Origin of the sequence: Nostoc sp. (assembly GCF_036917775.1) — a bacterium.
In the GTDB taxonomy this organism is placed as follows: domain Bacteria; phylum Cyanobacteriota; class Cyanobacteriia; order Cyanobacteriales; family Nostocaceae; genus Nostoc.
Window position 1 is genome coordinate 1 of the sequence record NZ_JBALEQ010000141.1, and the last position, 18,355, is coordinate 18,355.

17 protein-coding genes and 1 pseudogene are annotated in these 18,355 nt (G+C 42.9%); 11 read left to right on the plus strand and 7 right to left on the minus strand.

The features are described 5' to 3' along the window. Window positions 1-114 precede the first annotated feature (114 nt). From V7K69_RS28365 to V7K69_RS28415, 11 genes and pseudogenes are all read left to right on the plus strand, one after another. Window positions 115-399 (plus strand): hypothetical protein, encoded by a 285-nt coding sequence (locus V7K69_RS28365; RefSeq protein WP_335040693.1) that lies wholly within the window; start codon window positions 115-117, stop codon window positions 397-399. 13 nt (window positions 400-412) lie between these two features. Next, window positions 413-508 (plus strand): annotated as a pseudogene (locus tag V7K69_RS28370) (ATP-binding cassette domain-containing protein); the annotation flags it as partial. A gap of 191 nt (window positions 509-699) precedes the next feature. Continuing rightward, complete coding sequence (locus tag V7K69_RS28375; RefSeq protein WP_335040695.1) at window positions 700-1,398, plus strand: hypothetical protein; 699 nt, start codon at window positions 700-702, stop codon at window positions 1,396-1,398. A 173-nt stretch (window positions 1,399-1,571) separates the two neighbouring features. Further along, on the plus strand, window positions 1,572-2,018 hold the full coding sequence (locus V7K69_RS28380; protein ID WP_335040697.1) for a DUF1269 domain-containing protein: 447 nt from the start codon (window positions 1,572-1,574) through the stop codon (window positions 2,016-2,018). 354 nt (window positions 2,019-2,372) lie between these two features. Then, window positions 2,373-2,717: a hypothetical protein gene (locus V7K69_RS28385; RefSeq protein WP_335040699.1), complete on the plus strand. Its 345-nt coding sequence runs from the start codon at window positions 2,373-2,375 to the stop codon at window positions 2,715-2,717. A 94-nt stretch (window positions 2,718-2,811) separates the two neighbouring features. Further along, on the plus strand, window positions 2,812-3,711 hold the full coding sequence (locus V7K69_RS28390; RefSeq protein ID WP_335040701.1) for a polymer-forming cytoskeletal protein: 900 nt from the start codon (window positions 2,812-2,814) through the stop codon (window positions 3,709-3,711). 144 nt (window positions 3,712-3,855) lie between these two features. After that, a complete protein-coding gene (locus V7K69_RS28395) occupies window positions 3,856-5,385 on the plus strand; it encodes a pyruvate kinase (RefSeq protein ID WP_335040703.1) in 1,530 nt (509 codons plus the stop codon). Between the two features lie 291 nt (window positions 5,386-5,676). After that, entirely contained in the window at window positions 5,677-6,666 is a 990-nt protein-coding gene (locus tag V7K69_RS28400; protein WP_335040705.1) for an L-lactate dehydrogenase, read from the plus strand. A 31-nt stretch (window positions 6,667-6,697) separates the two neighbouring features. Next, on the plus strand, window positions 6,698-7,393 hold the full coding sequence (locus V7K69_RS28405; RefSeq protein ID WP_335040707.1) for a 2,3-bisphosphoglycerate-dependent phosphoglycerate mutase: 696 nt from the start codon (window positions 6,698-6,700) through the stop codon (window positions 7,391-7,393). 227 nt (window positions 7,394-7,620) lie between these two features. Continuing rightward, window positions 7,621-8,733, plus strand: a complete 1,113-nt coding sequence (locus V7K69_RS28410) for a sensor histidine kinase (protein ID WP_335040710.1) — start codon at window positions 7,621-7,623, stop codon at window positions 8,731-8,733. 232 nt (window positions 8,734-8,965) lie between these two features. After that, entirely contained in the window at window positions 8,966-9,148 is a 183-nt protein-coding gene (locus V7K69_RS28415; RefSeq protein WP_335040712.1) for a hypothetical protein, read from the plus strand. 124 nt (window positions 9,149-9,272) lie between these two features. Here the strand turns inward: V7K69_RS28415 and mgtA are convergent, their stop codons facing one another. From mgtA to V7K69_RS28450, 7 genes are all read right to left on the minus strand, one after another. Continuing rightward, window positions 9,273-11,936, minus strand: a complete 2,664-nt coding sequence (gene mgtA / locus V7K69_RS28420; RefSeq protein ID WP_335040714.1) for a magnesium-translocating P-type ATPase — start codon at window positions 11,934-11,936, stop codon at window positions 9,273-9,275. 68 nt (window positions 11,937-12,004) lie between these two features. Further along, entirely contained in the window at window positions 12,005-12,415 is a 411-nt protein-coding gene (locus V7K69_RS28425; protein WP_335040716.1) for a hypothetical protein, read from the minus strand. 709 nt (window positions 12,416-13,124) lie between these two features. After that, window positions 13,125-14,246 (minus strand): ferrochelatase, encoded by a 1,122-nt coding sequence (locus tag V7K69_RS28430; protein WP_335040718.1) that lies wholly within the window; start codon window positions 14,244-14,246, stop codon window positions 13,125-13,127. A gap of 105 nt (window positions 14,247-14,351) precedes the next feature. Then, window positions 14,352-14,672: a hypothetical protein gene (locus tag V7K69_RS28435; RefSeq protein ID WP_335040720.1), complete on the minus strand. Its 321-nt coding sequence runs from the start codon at window positions 14,670-14,672 to the stop codon at window positions 14,352-14,354. 143 nt (window positions 14,673-14,815) lie between these two features. Beyond that, a complete protein-coding gene (locus tag V7K69_RS28440; RefSeq protein WP_335040722.1) occupies window positions 14,816-15,370 on the minus strand; it encodes an HdeD family acid-resistance protein in 555 nt (184 codons plus the stop codon). Between the two features lie 39 nt (window positions 15,371-15,409). Next, window positions 15,410-16,684 carry an FAD-dependent oxidoreductase gene (locus tag V7K69_RS28445; protein ID WP_335040725.1) on the minus strand — a complete coding sequence of 425 codons (1,275 nt, stop codon included), beginning with the start codon at window positions 16,682-16,684 and terminating at the stop codon, window positions 15,410-15,412. Window positions 16,685-16,786: 102 nt separating this feature from the next. Next, window positions 16,787-18,319, minus strand: coding sequence for a phytoene desaturase family protein (locus tag V7K69_RS28450; RefSeq protein ID WP_335040726.1), 1,533 nt, complete (start codon window positions 18,317-18,319; stop codon window positions 16,787-16,789). Window positions 18,320-18,355: the final 36 nt, after the last annotated feature.

Consider the following 18,355-nt stretch of genomic DNA (forward strand, 5'->3'; position numbering starts at 1 on the left):
CTCAAACCTCATAAACAACTCTATTTTCAGCGTGGTTTTTCTGCCCTCTCCCTTATGCAGCAAACTTTATAGGTCGCTTGTCACCCTCTGAGGAAACGCATAATCGCTATCCTGATGCTTGCTCTTCCCCTTGGAGTCTTGGCAAAATCTGCCTCAGCCGCAGAGTTCAATGTTAATGATAGGCAGAATTCAACTCGTTCCGGTGTCATCGAGGCAGGCCGGGTTGCACCAGATCGATTGGCTCAAAACCAGCGCGAACAAACTCGGCGCAATACTACACGCCGTGTTCGTTATCGCCGGGTCTGGGTGGCAGGACATTACCAACCTCGGCGATGGGTGCCAGGACATTATCAACCTCGGCGATGGGTGCCAGGACACTGGGTAAACCGTCGCGTTTAGCATCATGCGCCTGAAAGGTGGATTGGGCGATCGCTTAACAAACTGCCCTAAGCAGCTTTCAGGAGGACAACAACAACGAGTTGCCATAGCTCGTATTGTAATCAATCAATTCATCCATTAACTCAAACGGTAGTCGCCCAGAGTAGTAAATGAGCAGAGTTGTTTATAAGTTAATACAGTTCAGATAAGCCCAAAACACTTGTAGAGAAGGCGATTTATCGCGTCTAGAAAACCTATTAGCCATTTTAGAGATTGAGTGTATCCGATGATAACTGGTCTAATAAGACCAAGGAGAAATTAATGGAAACGCAGATGTCCCGGATTCATCAAACCACTTACAACGCTATCTTTGGACACCCGGTAGCCCGTAACCTTCAGTGGCACGATGTCCGATCGATGCTAAATGCACTGACTGAAGAGACTCAGGAACATAACGGCAATATAAGATTTACGCGGAATGGTGAGACGCTGACAGTTCACCCCTCGAAGCACAAAGATTTATCTGATATTCATGAACTAATGCAGATTCGCCACTTCCTTGAGCGTTCTGCTGTCCCCGCTCAGGCAATCATCGCCAAGGGTGTCCACCTGCTGGTGGTTATTGATCACCGTGAGGCGCGTATCTATAAAACTGAACTGCACGGCTCAGTACCAGAACGGATCGTTCCTTACGACCCGGACGGCTCTCATCGGCATCTTCACAATGTGGATGACGATGCCAACGGTCAGCGCCAGCCGGAACTAAAATCCTTCTATGAGGCAATAGCGCGATGTCTACGACGGGCTACGCCTACGCTAAGTGGCGCAAAGAAGATTCTGATCTTTGGCAGTTCAACCGGATCGAGCAGCGCAATGGATTATCTGCTGGCGGATCTCAAAGAACATCATCCAGATATCGCCCAGCTAGTTGTCGGTACAGTCGTTGTCAATGAACAACACATGAGCGAAGACCAGTTACTGGCACAGGCGCGGACGTTCTACGCGACAACCGAGCGATAAAATCTACTGTCTTGCGATCGCTTTCCCATTTACACCAAGTCTATTCGCCAAATCAGTAAATGCAGTAGCAGCGATCGCAGGTATCGTAAACTAAAAATAAGCAGTTTATGAGGTAAAATGCAGATCGAGTAGAAAGTCATTTTTCCTTTAAACAATTACAATCCAAAAATAGTATGAGTGAATTAGTTGTAGTCAATTTCGATGACAAATATAAAGCAGACGAAGTACTTTTAGAACTACTCAAACTTGAGCGAGAAAACTTAGCAGATTTGAAAGATGCAGTTGTGATTACCAAAAATGCAGCTGGTAAGATTAGGGTTAAACCATATCATGATTTGGTTGAACCTGGAGACCTGAGTAATGAACTCTGGGGTGGAATCATCAGCGCAGTTTTCTTTCATCGCACTCTTACTATTAAAGAGGGCATATTTGATAGTAGTTTTTTAACAGAAGTTGAAGAATCTTTAAAACCAAATTCTTCATCATTGTTTGTTCTAATTTCCTCCGCTAATCTAGAGAAAATAATTACAGAATTTAATCGTTTTGGAGGAAAGCTAATTAGAACAAGTTTTTCTCAAGACAAAATTGAGAACTTGCAAAAAACTCTTAGTCCTGCTTAGAGGTTGTTTGAAAAGTTGACAATTGATTAAAAAAATATCTCAGGGTATAACCTGTAGATATTTAGATACAGCACAGCAGCATTAAAAGCTGTGATTATTAGTAAAGCATACTGAACTGTATTGAGTTATAGGGGTAAAGCTATAAAAGATACCTTTACCCCTTATTGTATCCTCAAGATTTTTATTGCTTTTGATTACAATTTATATCGTAATCAATTAATTCATACAGTAAATCAAACGGTACTCGTCCAAAGTAGTGGAACAGTATAAAAAACGAGATGATTTAATGACTGTGATATTCAATATCTTCATTTTGAACCTATTTATAACAGAATATAGGAGCGTAATGGAGTCATGGAAGAAAAATCGATCACAACTCTGCCAGCTAATTCACTCCCTCTAGATCATCAGGGAGTTGAAACTCTTTCTGTGCTAGATATGGGTTTCCTGATAGTAGTCAGCGCCATGATTATTTCGGCGATCGCTACTTTAATTTATGCCTTTATTCCGAAGCGGGTGCAGCAGTATTTATTTAGCCTCAAATTGCCTCACAAAGCCAAGTGTCCTCACTGTCGATATTTTAGTCATAATTCATATCTCAAATGCACCGTCCATCCATCAACGGTGCTAACCGATCAAGCCATTAATTGTTTAGATTACAGTCCACATAATCAGGTGAAACTAGTTGAAGAAGATTAGAGAAGACTGTTGAAGATAATTCCCTCTGCCTCTTCGGTCAAGTATTGCCTAATCTAACTGGTGAGATTGGAAAATAAAATTAGGAGTCTTAACCATGAACTGGAAGCAGTTGACAATCGTGTTTATCTCTACGATAGTATTTCTGTTTGCCGGAAATGCGATCGCACAGACTGATCTAAATATTAATAATACCAATCTGATTCGATTGGGCGGAAATGTCACGGTTGTAGAAAAACAAGTTGTAGAAAATGCTATTGCCATTGGTGGTTCGGCGATCGTCCAACCCAATGGACGGGTGACACAAACTGCGATCGCTATCGGTGGAAATATCATTCTCAAGCAAGGCGCACGGGTAGATGGCGATGCCTATGCGATCGGTGGCAAAGTCGTATTAGCAGAAGGAGCCACAATTGGCGGCTCAAACAGCACATTCGACGGTCAATATAATCAACGAGGCATGACGGGAATGTACCGTCATCAAGATCGATTTTTGCCGATGTATTTCTTTCACGCTGGTTTTCGGATTTTCTCTGCGATCGTCGGTGCGATTCTGGGCATAATTTTATTACAAACCGCGCCACCTTTTCTGCCGAATTTAGCAGCTACCGTGCGTCAATATCCCGGTAAAAGCGCCTTATTGGGAATTGGGGCAATATTTACTTTATTTGCCCTTAACATTTTTTTGGCAATCACCCTAATTGGTATTCCATTGATTCCACTTTTGATGTTGATGGTGAGTCTGACATCATTGGTTGGGGCATTGGGAATTTCACTATTCATCGGTCAACAAGTGGTAAAAAGCGATTTTCTTACAGAGAGGCTACACCAACGGCAAAGCAGCTTGCAGCAGTTCTTGATTGGGTTGCTGATTGTCACAGTACTTGCGCTGATTCCATTTGTGGGCGGGATTGTGGTGTTTGTTGTGAGTCTGTTGGGCTTGGGATCGCTCCTTAGCTGGCAATTTGGTAAGACACAACCCCCGGTTTTGGGGTAACTCAATTGACGCTACTAGTAGTCTGTCAAGCCAACAATGCTTACGTAAACTAAGTTTTAGAATCTTTCTCTCTTTCTCTCTGTGTTCTCTGTGCCTCTGTGGTTCGTTATTAAATTGTTAATACAGTCTTTTGAGGGTTATTTAATGACAATTTCTACTCTAGAGCATAATCAAGAAGAAGATACTTTTGACTACCTTGCATTAGACCTATCTGATCCTTGTGTCTTGTTAAATACGCTGCAAAAATTGCGTCAGGTGGTTGTTCAAGAAGGGCAAGACATTTTTAACCAGTGGCGTTCGCGCATTCAACGACAAGAGTTTCTTAGCAGTGGACTCAATCTTGCCCATTACATGGCTCTACGAAGACATGACCTACGTCCTCTGCAAGCTGCCTTAATCCCCTGGGGCTTATCTTCCTTGGGTCGTTTGGAAGCGCGAGTCATGCCGAATTTAGATGCCGTGATTGCCACTCTGGGGGCAATTTGTCACGTAAGTTCGGCTAATTTGCCGATTCGTCCTTCTATTGGGGCGTTTCTGGAGGGCGATCGCCTACTTCACCAACATACCGAAGATGTGTTTGGTCAGACTTTAGCTCATCGCCGGGTCAGAATCATGGTGACATTGCCAATGGAAGCCGCCAGCCATTACGAATTTGTCCGGGATCTGCTTCAGCGAGGGACTAATTGTGTACGCATTAACTGTGCCCACGATCGCGCTAACCTTTGGGAAGCGATGATTAGCAATGTCCGTCAGGCAGAGAAAGAAACCGGAAATTCTTGCAAAGTCTTAATGGATCTGGCAGGGCCGAAGCCCCGAATTGGCTTAGTAATGACACCTAATCAGAAACATCGCATCTTTCAAGGGGAATGTCTTGTCTTAACCCGTGATATGCCTAGTATGACGGATGCTACCTGTTTCCAGGCAAATTGTACTCTCCCTGGAGTACTCGATCAATTGCAGGTGGGTGCAACTGCCTGGATTGATGATGGTCGTATTGGAGCGCGTGTAGAATCTCTTACGGATCAGGGTGTTCTCTTACGCATCACCCATGCGAGTTTAAAGGGTAGTAAACTTCTGCCAGACAAGGGGCTTAATTTCCCCGATACAGATTTGCAACTTAGCCCACTTACTGATAAAGATCGAGAGGATTTAGATTTTGTTGCCACCCATGCCGATATTGTGGGCTATTCTTTTGTGCAATCTGCCAATGATATTAAACTGCTCCAGCAAGAGTTAGCAGATCGGATGCCTCAACGCGAAATTGCCATTGTTGCTAAGATTGAAACACCCCAAGCCGTCAGTAATTTACCTGAGTTGATTGTGCAAGCGGCAGGTCAACAACCCTTTGCGGTGATGATTGCTAGAGGCGATTTGGCGATCGCAATTGGGTATCAACGACTGGCTGAAATGCAAGAAGAAATTCTCTGGCTCTGTGAGGCGGCTCATATCCCGGTGATTTGGGCAACTCAGGTGCTAGAAAATCTGGTGAAAAAAGGAATTCCCTCACGAGCAGAAATGACGGATGCAGCAATGGCAGAACGGGCTGAGTGCGTCATGCTCAACAAGGGCCCGTTTGTTGCTGAAGCCGTGACGATTCTGGATGATGTCTTGACTCGGATGCAGAGGCATCAATTGAAGAAAACACCTCAACTCCGGGCGCTCCACTCTTGGTAAGGGACTTCCAGTTAAAAAATAATCAATCGCTGTGTAGGCAGGGGAGTAGGGAGAAAAGAAAAATATCATCTCAATAAATTGGGTAATTTATTCTCTGGAAGTCCCTAAGTGCATAAGGTCAAACAATTTTGGATTTTAGATTGATCCTATACCTGAACGCTCTCGCATCCCGTAGTGAAGGTAGGGAGTTGAGTAAAAAATTGTACCTAACTTTCCTTTTGGATTGGAAATCTAAAATCTAAAATCTAAAATTCAGTGACGATCGCTTACTAAGTTATTGCAGCAGTAAAAATGTTTGAAACCCTCTTTACGCCTAATCCCAGTGTTGAAAATAAAGTCAGCATCCGTCCTCGCAAAGGTGTCATTATTGGTGCTGGACAAGTAGGGATGGCATGTGCCTATTCGATGATGATCCAAAACTGTTTTGATGAGTTAATTCTTCAAGATATTCAGACAGAGCGGCTTCAGGGAGAGGTCATGGATCTAAGGCATGGCATTCCTTTTGTCGAGCCTGTTGAGATTAAAGCTGGCACAGTTGCCGATGTCGGACAGAATGCAGACCTGGTAATTATTACTGCTGGAGCCAGTCAGAAGCCGGGAGAGAGCCGCCTCGACTTGGTTGTACGCAACCTTGCCATCTTTAAGAGCTTGATTGCAGATGTCGTCAAATATTGCCCCAATGCTATCTTGCTGATTGTCAGCAATCCCGTAGACATTATGACTTATGTGACACTAAAGCTCTCCGGTTTTCCTGCTGCTAGGGTAATTGGCTCTGGAACCGTGCTTGACTCTGCCCGTTTTCGTACCCTGCTGGCGCAGAAAATGGGCATTGATTCACGCAGTGTTCATGCTTACATCATTGGTGAACATGGCGACAGTGAAGTGCCCGTTTGGAGCAAGGTGAATATTGCCGGAATGCCTCTCTATGACCCAGAGGGTAGTTCAGCACTAGATAAGGCTGCATTAAAAGAGCTTTTTGAACGGGTTAAAAACGCTGGCTACGAAATCCTCAAACGCAAAGGGTGTACTTCCTACGCCATTGGACTGGCAACCACTGAAATTGTCCAAGCCATTCTGCGTGGACAGGAGCGTATTCTTACAATTAGCTCTCTGGTGAATGACTTCTATGGCATTAGCGATGTTTGTCTCAGCCTACCCTCTGTCGTCAATGAAAAAGGTGTCATTAAGAGGGTCAACCTTACTCTCAACGATATGGAGCAACAACAGCTTATTCATTCAGCACAGATTCTGCGTGACATTTTTGACACCCTGGAACTCTAGATCCACGCATCGCACACCAAAGCAACACATAATGGCTAAATTAATATTGATCCGTCACGGACAGAGCCTTTGGAATGCAGAGAATAAATTTACAGGATGGGTTGATGTTCCTTTAGGCGAACAGGGGCGAGCAGAGGCAACGATCGCCTCCTGTAAACTGAAGCATTATCGAGTCAGAGTTTGCTTTACTAGTATGCTGTTTCGAGCTATTGAAACTGCAATTATTATCTTGACAGAAGTAGATGATATTTGCGACGGGAGAATTCCAATCATCAAGCATCAGACAGATGATCAAGCCTGGCATGGTTGGGATAAATATAAGGGCGATCCTGAACGGGAACTGCCAGTTTATCCCACAGCTATGCTAGATGAACGGTACTATGGCGAACTGCAAGGGTTGAATAAAGCTGAAACCGCCGTAAAATTTGGCCAAGAACAGGTGCAACTCTGGCGACGATCCTATGCTGTGCCTCCACCGGGTGGCGAAAGTTTGGCAGATACGGTGAAGCGCACTGTTCCATTCTTTTGCGATCGTATTTTGCCGCAGTTAATCACAGGAGATAACGTCTTGATTGCAGCGCATGGAAACTCACTCCGTGCCATCATTAAGCACTTGGAAAACCTATCCGAAGGGGAGATTGTCAATGTTGAGTTAGGAACAGCAATTCCAATTGTCTATGATATTGATGCTCAGGGACAGACCACTAATAAAATCATTTTGAATTGAGATCGAGGCTGACTATAGTGATAATACAGATTTAGTATTTATATTCGGATAATTCAGTAACTACTTCCAAATTTTTGTATTGCTTTTTATACTACAAAATGACGTGCGGAATGTGGGTTAAATACTTAGCCTCGGCGAGGGTATGGGAAATTGTTCTGGGGTGGATGCGATCGCTGTTCTAGCGATCTCCTGATGGTAGAATAAGTATAAAATTAAGAACATTCATAATGTTACATGAATTTCTCTTAGCAGAACGTGACGAAATTCTCGCCTTGTGTTCAAAAAAGATCGCGCGTCTTGCTGATTCCATGAGTTCGAGCGACGAAATGGAAAGAGGATTACCTATGTTCTACAATGAACTCATTGAGGTATTACGTGCTGATACTAATACAGATGAATCTGGTGAAGCATATAACAATTCTATAGAAAGTGTTCACAGAGCCGCAGCAGAGCGCCGGGGGAAAGAGTCGTTAAAACTTGGCTATAGCATTTCTCAGGTTGTTCATGGCTACGGCGCTATTTGTCAAGCTATCACTGAGTATATTCAGGAGAATACTAATCAAACAACATCCCCTCGTGAATTCAATCGATTAAATTTCTGCCTCGATATTGCTATCGCTGAAGCGGTTACAGAGTTTAATCGAGGTCAGCGCGAGAATGCAGAGCGGGATGAGGTTCTACGTCTGGGATTTCTAGCACATGAGTTGCGAAATGCGTTGACCTCTGCTAGTTTAGCTTCCCAACTTATAATCACAGGGAAAGTCGGAACCAATGGAAGTACATCTCGTATTCTTAAAAATGCCCATAGGCGGATGAGAGACATTATTGATCGTTCACTTGTTGAGGTGCGACTGCGGAACGAATCAACCGGACAATATCAGAGATGTCGAGTTATTCACCTAGTCAGTGAAGTTGAGGCTACTGCATGGTTTGAAGCAAGTGCGAAATCAATTGAGGTGTGTGTTGAGGTAGCGCCGGAATTGGAAGTTTTAATAGATCGTCACCTAATAATATCTGCCTTATCGAATCTGGTTCAAAATGCCATTAAATTCACGAAGCAGGGTGGGATTGTATGGATACGCGGTAAGTCTGTAGGTGGGCGTGTTTTGCTTGAAATAGAGGATCAATGTGGAGGACTCCCGCCTGGTGAAGTGGAAGAACTTTTTAAGGCTTTTTCTCAGATGGGAACAGATAGATCAGGATTGGGGATTGGGCTTACAATCTCACGACGCGCCGTATCGTTAAACAAAGGTATACTCTCAGTTCGGGATATCCCCCATCAAGGATGTATCTTCTCAATTGATTTACCCAAAGCCTCCTCCCCTCTCCCCACTACATAATCCTCTAGCTCCATCTTCGCTGCGCTCACTTATGTAAACTCAAACTATTTTTCTAGTCTTTTTAGCTTTGGATAAAAAGAAATAATTTTAGTTACTAAATCTCTATTATCACTACATATTTACCACTACTAAAATGTTTAGACTTGCTAAAAATCAACTATACGTTAGTATTTTCAAAGCACAACGGGAACCAAAGTTAGGACTCAACTATTTAACAACGCTATAAAAGATCATGAAAATGGCAAGAAATAACCCACTAGATATACGCTACATTAGTCTGAAAGTAAGAGAGTTAATTAAACAATACGCTGTTGTAAATAACTGTACACAGGATGAAATGTTAGAGCGTATTGTTTTAGAGTGGAACAGCCAACAAAGCGAGAGCGAACGACCATCAGGAGACGAAGATGAATAGCTTTTTGTACAAGCCCTTGGCGTAATAGGTTTGAATCTTACTCCCCAACGCTAGTAGGGAAGAGGCTGTTCTTGTTAGGTTTGGGAGACTTTGATGTTACCAAAAATACTTTTCAAACACCCTCTTAGGTATATCCATATTTCTTGATAAACCAAGTTTTCACAAATTGAGTCAATATACAATAGCAAGTTAAGATTAAAGCTAACCAAAGAAAATAAACGGCTGGCAAAGGAACAAACCCTAATTCGGCTCCAATTGGAGAAAATGGCAGATACATTCCGACTACCATCACAGTGGCGGTGATCAACAGCATGGGCAAAGAAGCCCGACTCTGGAAAAAAGGAATCTTAGGCGTGCGAATCACATGGACAATCAGCGTTTGAGTCATCAGACTTTCGACAAACCAACCTGTTTGGAACAAAGCTTGATTATCTACAGAAGTCGCCCCAAATACAAACCACATCAAGGCATAGGTAGAATAGTCAAAAATGGAGCTAACTGGGCCAATGAAGATCATAAAGCGCCGGATATTATCAACTTTCCATTTCGGCGGCTTGATTAGGGCTTCTTGATCCACATCATCGAAGGGGATGCCCGTTTGCGAAAAGTCGTAGAGAAGATTATTGATCAATATCTGCACTGGCTGCATCGGTAAAAATGGCAAAATAGCACTCGCACCCAAGACGCTAAACATATTGCCAAAGTTAGAGCTAGTACCCATTCTGATATATTTGATAATGTTGGCAAAAGTCTTGCGACCTTCGATTACCCCAGATTCCAGGATTAATAAGTTTTTTTCTAATAAAATGATGTCTGCCGACTCTTTAGCAATATCGACTGCTGTATCAACCGAGATGCCCACATCTGCCTCCCGTAAAGCAGCTGCATCATTGATCCCATCTCCCATGTATCCTACAACGTTGCCGTTCTTTCGCAGCACCTGTATAACTTTGGCTTTTTGGGTGGGAGAGAATTTAGCAAAAATAGTTGTGTTTGCAGCAGATGAAGCTAATTCATCATCTGATAGAGATTCAATATCGCTACCTAATAAAACATTTTGGACAGGTAAGCCAACATCTTTGCAGATTTTACGAGTAATGATTTCATTATCCCCAGTGATAATTTTTATATCAACTCCATGTCCCTTGAGGGCTTTAATCGCCTGGGCTGCGGAATCTTTGGGCGGATCGAGAAACGCAATGTTACCCAACAGCACCAAATCACTCTCATCGGTAATGGCATAATGCAATTGATCCGTTGGCATGACTTTGTACGCCACCGCGACTACCCGTAACCCTTCAGAGTTGAGCTTTTGTTGTAAATCAGCAACCTTAGTACGGGCTGACTCATCCATTGGCAAAATCTTGTCATCAACTTTGAGTTGGGTGCAGACTTTTAGGACTTCTTCAACCGCACCTTTGCAAATCAGGATATGCTGTTTTCCCATTTCTTCGACGACAACAGACATCCGACGACGCACAAAGTCAAAGGGAATTTCATCAAATTTCTGGTAGTTTTTCTCAATGTCTAAAGATTCAAGTTCTTGATTGTGAGCGAGAACGGCGACATCTAATAAATTTTTTAAGCCAGTCTGGTAAAAGCTATTGAGATAGGCATATTTGAGAACATCTGTACTCTCTTGACCATAGGGATCTAAGTGTCTCTGTAAGACGATTTTATCTTGAGTTAGTGTACCTGTTTTGTCAGTACAGAGAATATTCATGGAGCCAAAATCTTGAATTGCATCAATGTTTTTGACAATCACTTTTTTGTTAGACATGGTAATTGCCCCCTTGGCCAAATTGGCCGTGACAATCACAGGTAACATTTCTGGAGCCAGCCCCACAGCCACAGATAAAGCGAATGTGAATGCCTCAATCCAATTGCCTTTAACCACCCCATTGATCAAAAAGACTAGTGGAGCCATGACCAGCATAAAGCGCAACAGCAGCATAGTCACGCCATTCACGCCTTTGTCAAAGCTTGTTCGTGGTTTGCGTCCACTAACGGTTTTAGCCAATGATGCTAGATAAGTATGACTACCCGTTTCGGCGACAACGGCTGTTCCAGAACCACTAACTACGGTAGTGCCCATGAAACAGAGATTGACTAGTTCTAGTGGGTTTTTCTCATTGTGATCTGGGAGTTCTGGGTGTTTTTCAGTGGGTAGAGACTCCCCGGTGAGGGTTGACTGACTGAGGAATAAATCTTTGGTAGCAATCAGCCTGACATCGGCTGGTATCATATCTCCGGCTGAAAGAAAGATGACATCACCAGGTACGAGCAACTTTACGGCAATTTCCTTTCCTGCTGTTATTCCCTTCTTTTCTTTCAGTGCGGCACCTTTGCGACTCACCGTTGCCGTTGCGCTCACCATTTCCCGCAGCTTTTCGGCGGCTTTGTTCGACTGAAATTCTTGTGAAAAGCGCAGCAACCCACCGAAAATCACCATCGCAAAAATGATTAAGGCGGATGTCGAATTCCCAGTTAACAGTGAAATCGTTGCCAGAACAATGAGTAAAAGCGAGAGGGGATTAGTCACCGTTTTCAGCAGTTGGATATACCACGCGATCGCTTTTTCGCGGGCGATTTCATTCAGCCCGGATTTTCCTAATCTCTGCTTGGCTTCAGTCTCAGTCAATCCCTCTAGGGAAGTGTCAAATAAGTGCAGAACTCCATCTACATCATGTTGAGCGATATCGATGAGCGCGTTGGATACGTCTCCAGATGGGCTAGATCCCGTTTTAGGCTTTTTGGATGAATTGGGAGACTGGCTTAACGTCTTCATAAGGTAAGCTCCAAAACGTGGAGAGTTGAGGATTCATCGGTTTGATTTGCGGTAAATCTTTTTGCTGCTTAACGCAATTCGGCAAATTGCTGTCGAGTCTTCGCCGCGATTTGCTGATCCGTCATCTTGTCAACTGTTTCAATGCCTATGACGCGTCTACCGAGGTTATTTTCTTCAAGACGTTCTTTCAGTTCATCTTTTGCCTCACCCGGCCCAAATATCAGAATAGACTCGGCATCACGAATATATGAAATTACCGCATCATAGTAAATATTGAGTTGTCCTGTAAAATTTCTCTGGAGGCTATCATCTGCGGGTACTTGATGTGATTCGTAAGCACCCTTAAGAGGTGAATCACCAGAACGCCGAGGCTGTTTTTCTACTTCCGATACGATCTCTTTTATATCTTCCCCTTTCTCCGTAACAGTCACGACAATAGCTTTCCTATGGTCAATCCACAGCCCTACTTTTGTTTTCATTGATATCTCCTTTGTTCACTAGTTCCACATTGAATTTTAGAACTGCTTACCAGAGTCAAATTAACAACTTTGGCTTATGATATTACTGTGATAGACGGTTGTTTTATTTCCTGAATGAATTGATTGAATACGATACAAAACTTAATTACGAATTATTTAAATCTCGTAGTGCTAAAGCTTGAATCTCAGTTCCCAGTGCGGTAATTTCTGCTTGCAAGGCTATAATCCAGTAATAAGGTTCGAGATATTGAACAAACCACGGCTGCGTGTTGTGTCCACTCGGCGCAAGTGAGGCGAGAAACAGAATGTCTTTTTCATCCGGTTTAAGAGTTTATTTGTTATTGTTTTCTGGTTTTATATCCGTCCTTAAAAGATTCTTTTTATCACTCAACAAATAAGATGTTGTCACAGTTGCAATTATTGTCCCTCCTGCAATACTGATAAAATTTTTCCTATTCATAACGCTCGTAATTGAGGGTAAAGAGCAACTAATTTGAATTATGAAAAATTGAAGAAGAATTCAGAAGTCAGAATTCAGCAGTCAGAATCAAGACACTCGTGGACTCGCTATCAGTGGGAGATTCAGATCCGCCAGTCGCACAAAATTCATTCTGTTAGCGGAAGCGGGGCGTTTAGCCCATTCTGGCTCCTGACTCCTGAATTCTGTTTCGATAAATCCCGCACTGTGGTTTTTAACCTATTTCAAAGTTCAGTCAAAATCAAGTCTTCTAGTTTGAATATGCTCGTGGTGTTGCGGCACTGACAGCATGGCTTCAATGTGAGGATTTGCCCATTCTGCTGCAATTTTGAGAAAATCAGGATCGTCATTGACACAATCAAGCCGTGTGTAAGTCACCGTTGGATATTGACGCTGCAAAGATGCGATCGCATCTTCGACATCAAGAATAGTTTCATAATTATCTGTCACCCAGCCAACGGGTTTAAATAGAATGGTTTGTGCCCCTGCTGTAATTAAGCTTTTGGCAGCTTGTTTCAGATCGGGCTGTGACCAATTGATGAAAGGTGTGTCATGATTCACCCAACCGATTGAGACTAGCGGATATTGATGTTGTAACTGTGCTTCCACGCCATCATAAAGGGCTTGTCCATCAATCACCCCAGTTAACAGTCCTTGCGCTTTTTCTGGGCCACCGTGAACCGTTAATACAATGCCAATCTGAGACTCAAAGAAGCGACCAACAAATAGCTGATTCAGAGTTTCCTTAATTCGACACGCCATCAAATCAATGTAGGCAGGTTCAGTTGCAAAGGCTGGAATATATCGAATTGCTTTGAATGGCGAATGTTCAGGCTCATTTACAGATGCAGTCGCAGCAATAACTTCATTGACTTGCTCGACAGCTATTTTGCCCGTGAATGCAGAATCGACTACAAGCATTGGATAAATTAGCAAATTCTGAAAACCTTGCTCAATGATATCTGCTACAACTTCTTGCACAAATGGTTGACAGAAATAAAAGCCTTTGAACACTTGCACCCGATTTCCCCATTGGTGTTGTAACTGTTCTTCGATACCAAGACGTTGTTTTTCAAAAATCTCATTTTCAGGTGATATGAAATGATCGTGCTTGACTCCAAAATTGTACAAATCTTGAAGTGCGAGAAACCAACCAGCAAGAGGGTATAGCCATTTTGGAATCGGCACAAACTGAGATGCAATATACTTTGTTGCAGCTTGGTTGTAAACACTCAGAGCGCGGTAAGATTGCACTTCACCATAACCTGCGAGCAAAACTGCCACGCGATCTGCCGAATCGCTATTTTGGGTTCCGACGGGCTGTGTCCCTTGAGATTCATGACTAATAATCATTGTTTTAAGCCTAAGTAATCGTTCATTTCATTCGTTATGAGTGGTTAGTGGTGTTTCAGATCCCCGACTTCTTGAAGAAGTCGGGGATCTCGCAGCCCCGCAAAATTAATGGGACAGATCAGTCAATTGTTTTTTAGAACTAGGTCGCAGATGCAACCACATATAAATTCCTGTAAAAAGTAAGATGAACAAGCCGAGAGCATTCAGGAAGGGATAAATGACTTCTAGATTAATTGCGCCAAAGTCTCCCTTATGCCAATGTAATAACCAGTGAAACTCTTTTTTTTGACCTGCCAAATCAACGATCTGATAAACCGTTCCTGTAATGGTTGTCAGCAATAAAGGCAACAACATAATGGGAGCAAGTGTGCTGTGCAGATGGCTAATATATTGAAAATAGTGGCTATGATTTTTGTCGGTTGTCATAAAATAATTCCTTATTTCTTGCTTCAAAGTTTTAGACAGCTATCGACAGAATAATTTTGTCTAAGTAGAGCGGCGTGAATAATTTAAGGTTTGTAGTGAACGCGAACAGCGTCTCGTAGAGAAGACTAAAGCCCTCTGCTTTTCTACTGTAAAGCGCGGCGCTGTCCTGAATGCAAAGTTAGCATCCAAACTCCATCGAATAAAAGATTGATGCCAATGAAAGTGCCAATCAGCCAAACTGCGTTAAATGGAAAGTTAGACCAAATGAAAATACCGAAAATAATGCCGATGATTCCGCTTACCAGCATTAATCCCCAGTTAGATGAAATCCGACGCATTTGAAATGCGATCGCCACTTGAATCACGCCTTGCACAAAAATAGTAATACCCAACACTAACGTCAGGGCAAGCACCCCTTGAAACGGATTTACCACCACGAGAATTCCAGATAGGAGATACAAAAGACCTAGAATCAGCTTCCCGATAACTTTACCTGCATCTCTTGATTGAAAGGCATAAACAACTTGAGTAATTCCAGCAAAGATGAATATCCAGCCAAATATTAAGGTTGAAGCAACGCTGGCAAAGAAAGGAAATGCAATTGCAATGATGCCCAACACGATCATCAGAATAGCGATTGCGGTTATCCACCCAGAACTAACAACTTGCTCATCAATTTCCGGCTCAATAACTCTCATGTTCATCCCCTTTTTAATTTATATAAAAAATTTGATGGATCAATGTTGTACAAATTGTGGTATTGATTTAGGATTTGTGATATCAATCGAGCCTTGGCTTAACCCAACCAGTTGAGCGACTCGAAAAGCAGAAGTTATAGCTCCTTCATGCAACCCATCACCAAGATAGGCTCCCGCATGGTAGGTGTTGTTCTCGCCATTAGTGGCAACTACTTCATCTCGGTATTGAAAAGATTCAGTGGTATATAACGGGGTGTGATGTTTTTGAATGTGAATAATGCGATCGCTAGCAATTAACTCCTCTAGTTGGAACGAGAGAAAATAATTTGGTGGTGATGAGATGTTACAAATTTGATTCAGGCAACTGTTATAACCCCATCGGCTTTTTGCCTGAAAGAAATCAAATTCTGAGGGTTGTTTAATGCCATAGCGGTTGTATATGGAACTATCTGTATGCAGTAAGGTAGTCGCATAATTGGCTTTCCAGGCAGAAAACCGTTTGATTTCGGCATCGGTTGGATCTGCTAACAACGCCATCACTTGGTCGGGTGGCGTAGCAAACACGACTTTATCAAACTCCTGAATTTCACCAGTCGATCGCACAATTTTCACAGTATCCGAGGTTCTGAAAATCCGGTCAATCTCTACATTCAGAAAAACCTCACCCTGGAATCGCGCCAGAATTTTTTCAATGTAAGAATACACACCGCCTTTAACCTTGAGCCAATGGACTGCGACATCCTTGCGTAAGACAGGCATTGCCAATTCTGCCGGAAAATCATCAATCAGTTCCAACGGCATTGAATAGCTATACATGACTAGCAATTTTAGCCAAGTATTGCGAGTACAGGCGCGTTTCAAGTATTGGGACAAAGGCTGATTATAAAAATCTTGCAGGTGAGCAAATTTTATTCTTAGCCATAATCCAGCAGAACGAGCATAGAGGGTATCGAGGCGTAAATATTCAATTAGGCGGCGAATACCTGTGAAGTTCTTCTGGATGCTGACTCTTGATAGAAAGTGGCTGCCATTTTTGAAAAACATCGCTGAACCCATATTTACAGGTTCTAGTTTCACCCCTAACTCTTCCATGAGGGCGATGAAGTTGTAAAACACAGTCGGAAATTCGAGTACTCCATTTTCCAAAATTTCATTACAATCGGCTTGATTCGGCTGAACGTTCTTGTTCAGTGTCCGAATATGTCCACCTAAAGTAGGTTGCTGTTCAAACACAGTGACGTAATGCCCTTGTTTATCGAGCAGGTAAGCTGTCACCATTCCACTGGCTCCCCCCCCAACGATCGCGATTCTCATGATTTACATCTGAATTGAATATAGATAAAGTGCGTAGTGTCGTGTTCAGATCCCCGACTTCTTTAAGAAATCGGGGATCTAGCAACCCCAGCCTGTTTAGCCTTAGCCTAAAATCACGTCACCTGATAATCGTTGATACAGCAGTGCGCCTGTCCAAAATGTGGCAGCAAAGCCGGGATAGCCAGATGAGGCATTGCAGAAATAGAAATGATTGAGTGAGGTTTCGTGATTCAGTCGTCCCATACCCATATTGCGCGGTGTCATACTGGAGCCGTAGGAATTCCCATTGGGACACCAGCAAAAACGCTCATTGGTAGTAGGGCTACCTGTGATGTGGAAGACTATATGTTTTCTAAAGTTCGGTACATAGTGTTCTTCTACAACATCGAGGATGGAGTCTAAGATTTCTTGCTTTTTCTGGTTGTAAGCTTTGCGGTCATTATCTCGTAATTCCTGAAAGTATTTGTAATTAGCAACGGTGAGAAATTCCACAATCTGGCAGTCTTCTGGGCAATCCCGACTTGCTGTAGTCAATAAAGTGGGCGTTGTGATGGCAAAACTAGGATTAGAAAAGTCATTGCGATCGTACATCTGCGCGAAGGCTTCATTTAAATCGTGATGCCCTGTATGAAAGAGATTCCACTTACCAAATCCATACTCTCGGAGGTCGATATCTTTGACGACACAATAAACCATGTAGTTAGATGCCGAATATTCATAGTTGAGTTTTCGACGCACACTTTTAGAAAACTGCGATTCCCCGATCATCTTGGCGGCTTTTTTGGGGTCAATATTGCAAATTACGGTGTTGCTTGTAAATTCCTGGGTTTGATGGGTGGTGAGATCCATCGCCTGAACTCCCGTAACCGTTCTGTCTGTGACTCTAAAATTCGTAACTTCATGGTTGAGCAACACCTGTCCCCCATGTGATTCGATAACATTAACCAAGGAATTAATCACATACTCAAAATGCTGGGTTGGGTAAAATGCGCCCGCTTGATAACCTCGGAACAATATCACCCAAGCATAGAAGGAGAGTTGATTGGGAGGCAGCAAAAAATCAGGCCATTGTAGGGCTAATAAGGTTTGAGCATCTTGGGGTAGCTGAAACTTATCAAAGACATCCTGAAGTGTGCTGTTGAGATACTGGACGGCAGAAAATACCTCATTTGGATGTTTGAGCAGTTCAATTGGCTTGATCGGTGGAGAGAGTTTTTTCAAGCCTGCACCAGTCTTTTCTACTTCGTTGACGAATTTATCAATGCGATCGCCATGAGCCGGAAACAAATTAGACAATCGCTGGATCAGTTCTTCTGGCTCGGAAGGAATATCCAAACTATGCTCTGGCATTCTCATGTGATCAAAGCCGTCCGAGTCATAACGTTCAAAAGTTACTTCTCGATCTAACCCTAGTTTTTTGAGTACCCGATTGACGGTTTGCCCTTCACCGCAGTCCCAGACATAGTGAAATTGAGCGTTAAACGTATATTTTTTAGCCATTGTAAACGTATGCCCAAAGCCTCCGGGATGCTCATGGGCTTCGAGAATTTGCACAGTCTTGCCAGAGTTGGCCATCAAAGCGCCAAAGACTAATGCTGATAAACCACTACCGACAATCAGGTAATCCGGTTTCATGAGAGAGTTCCTCGAACAATAAAAATCTGAGTTCTG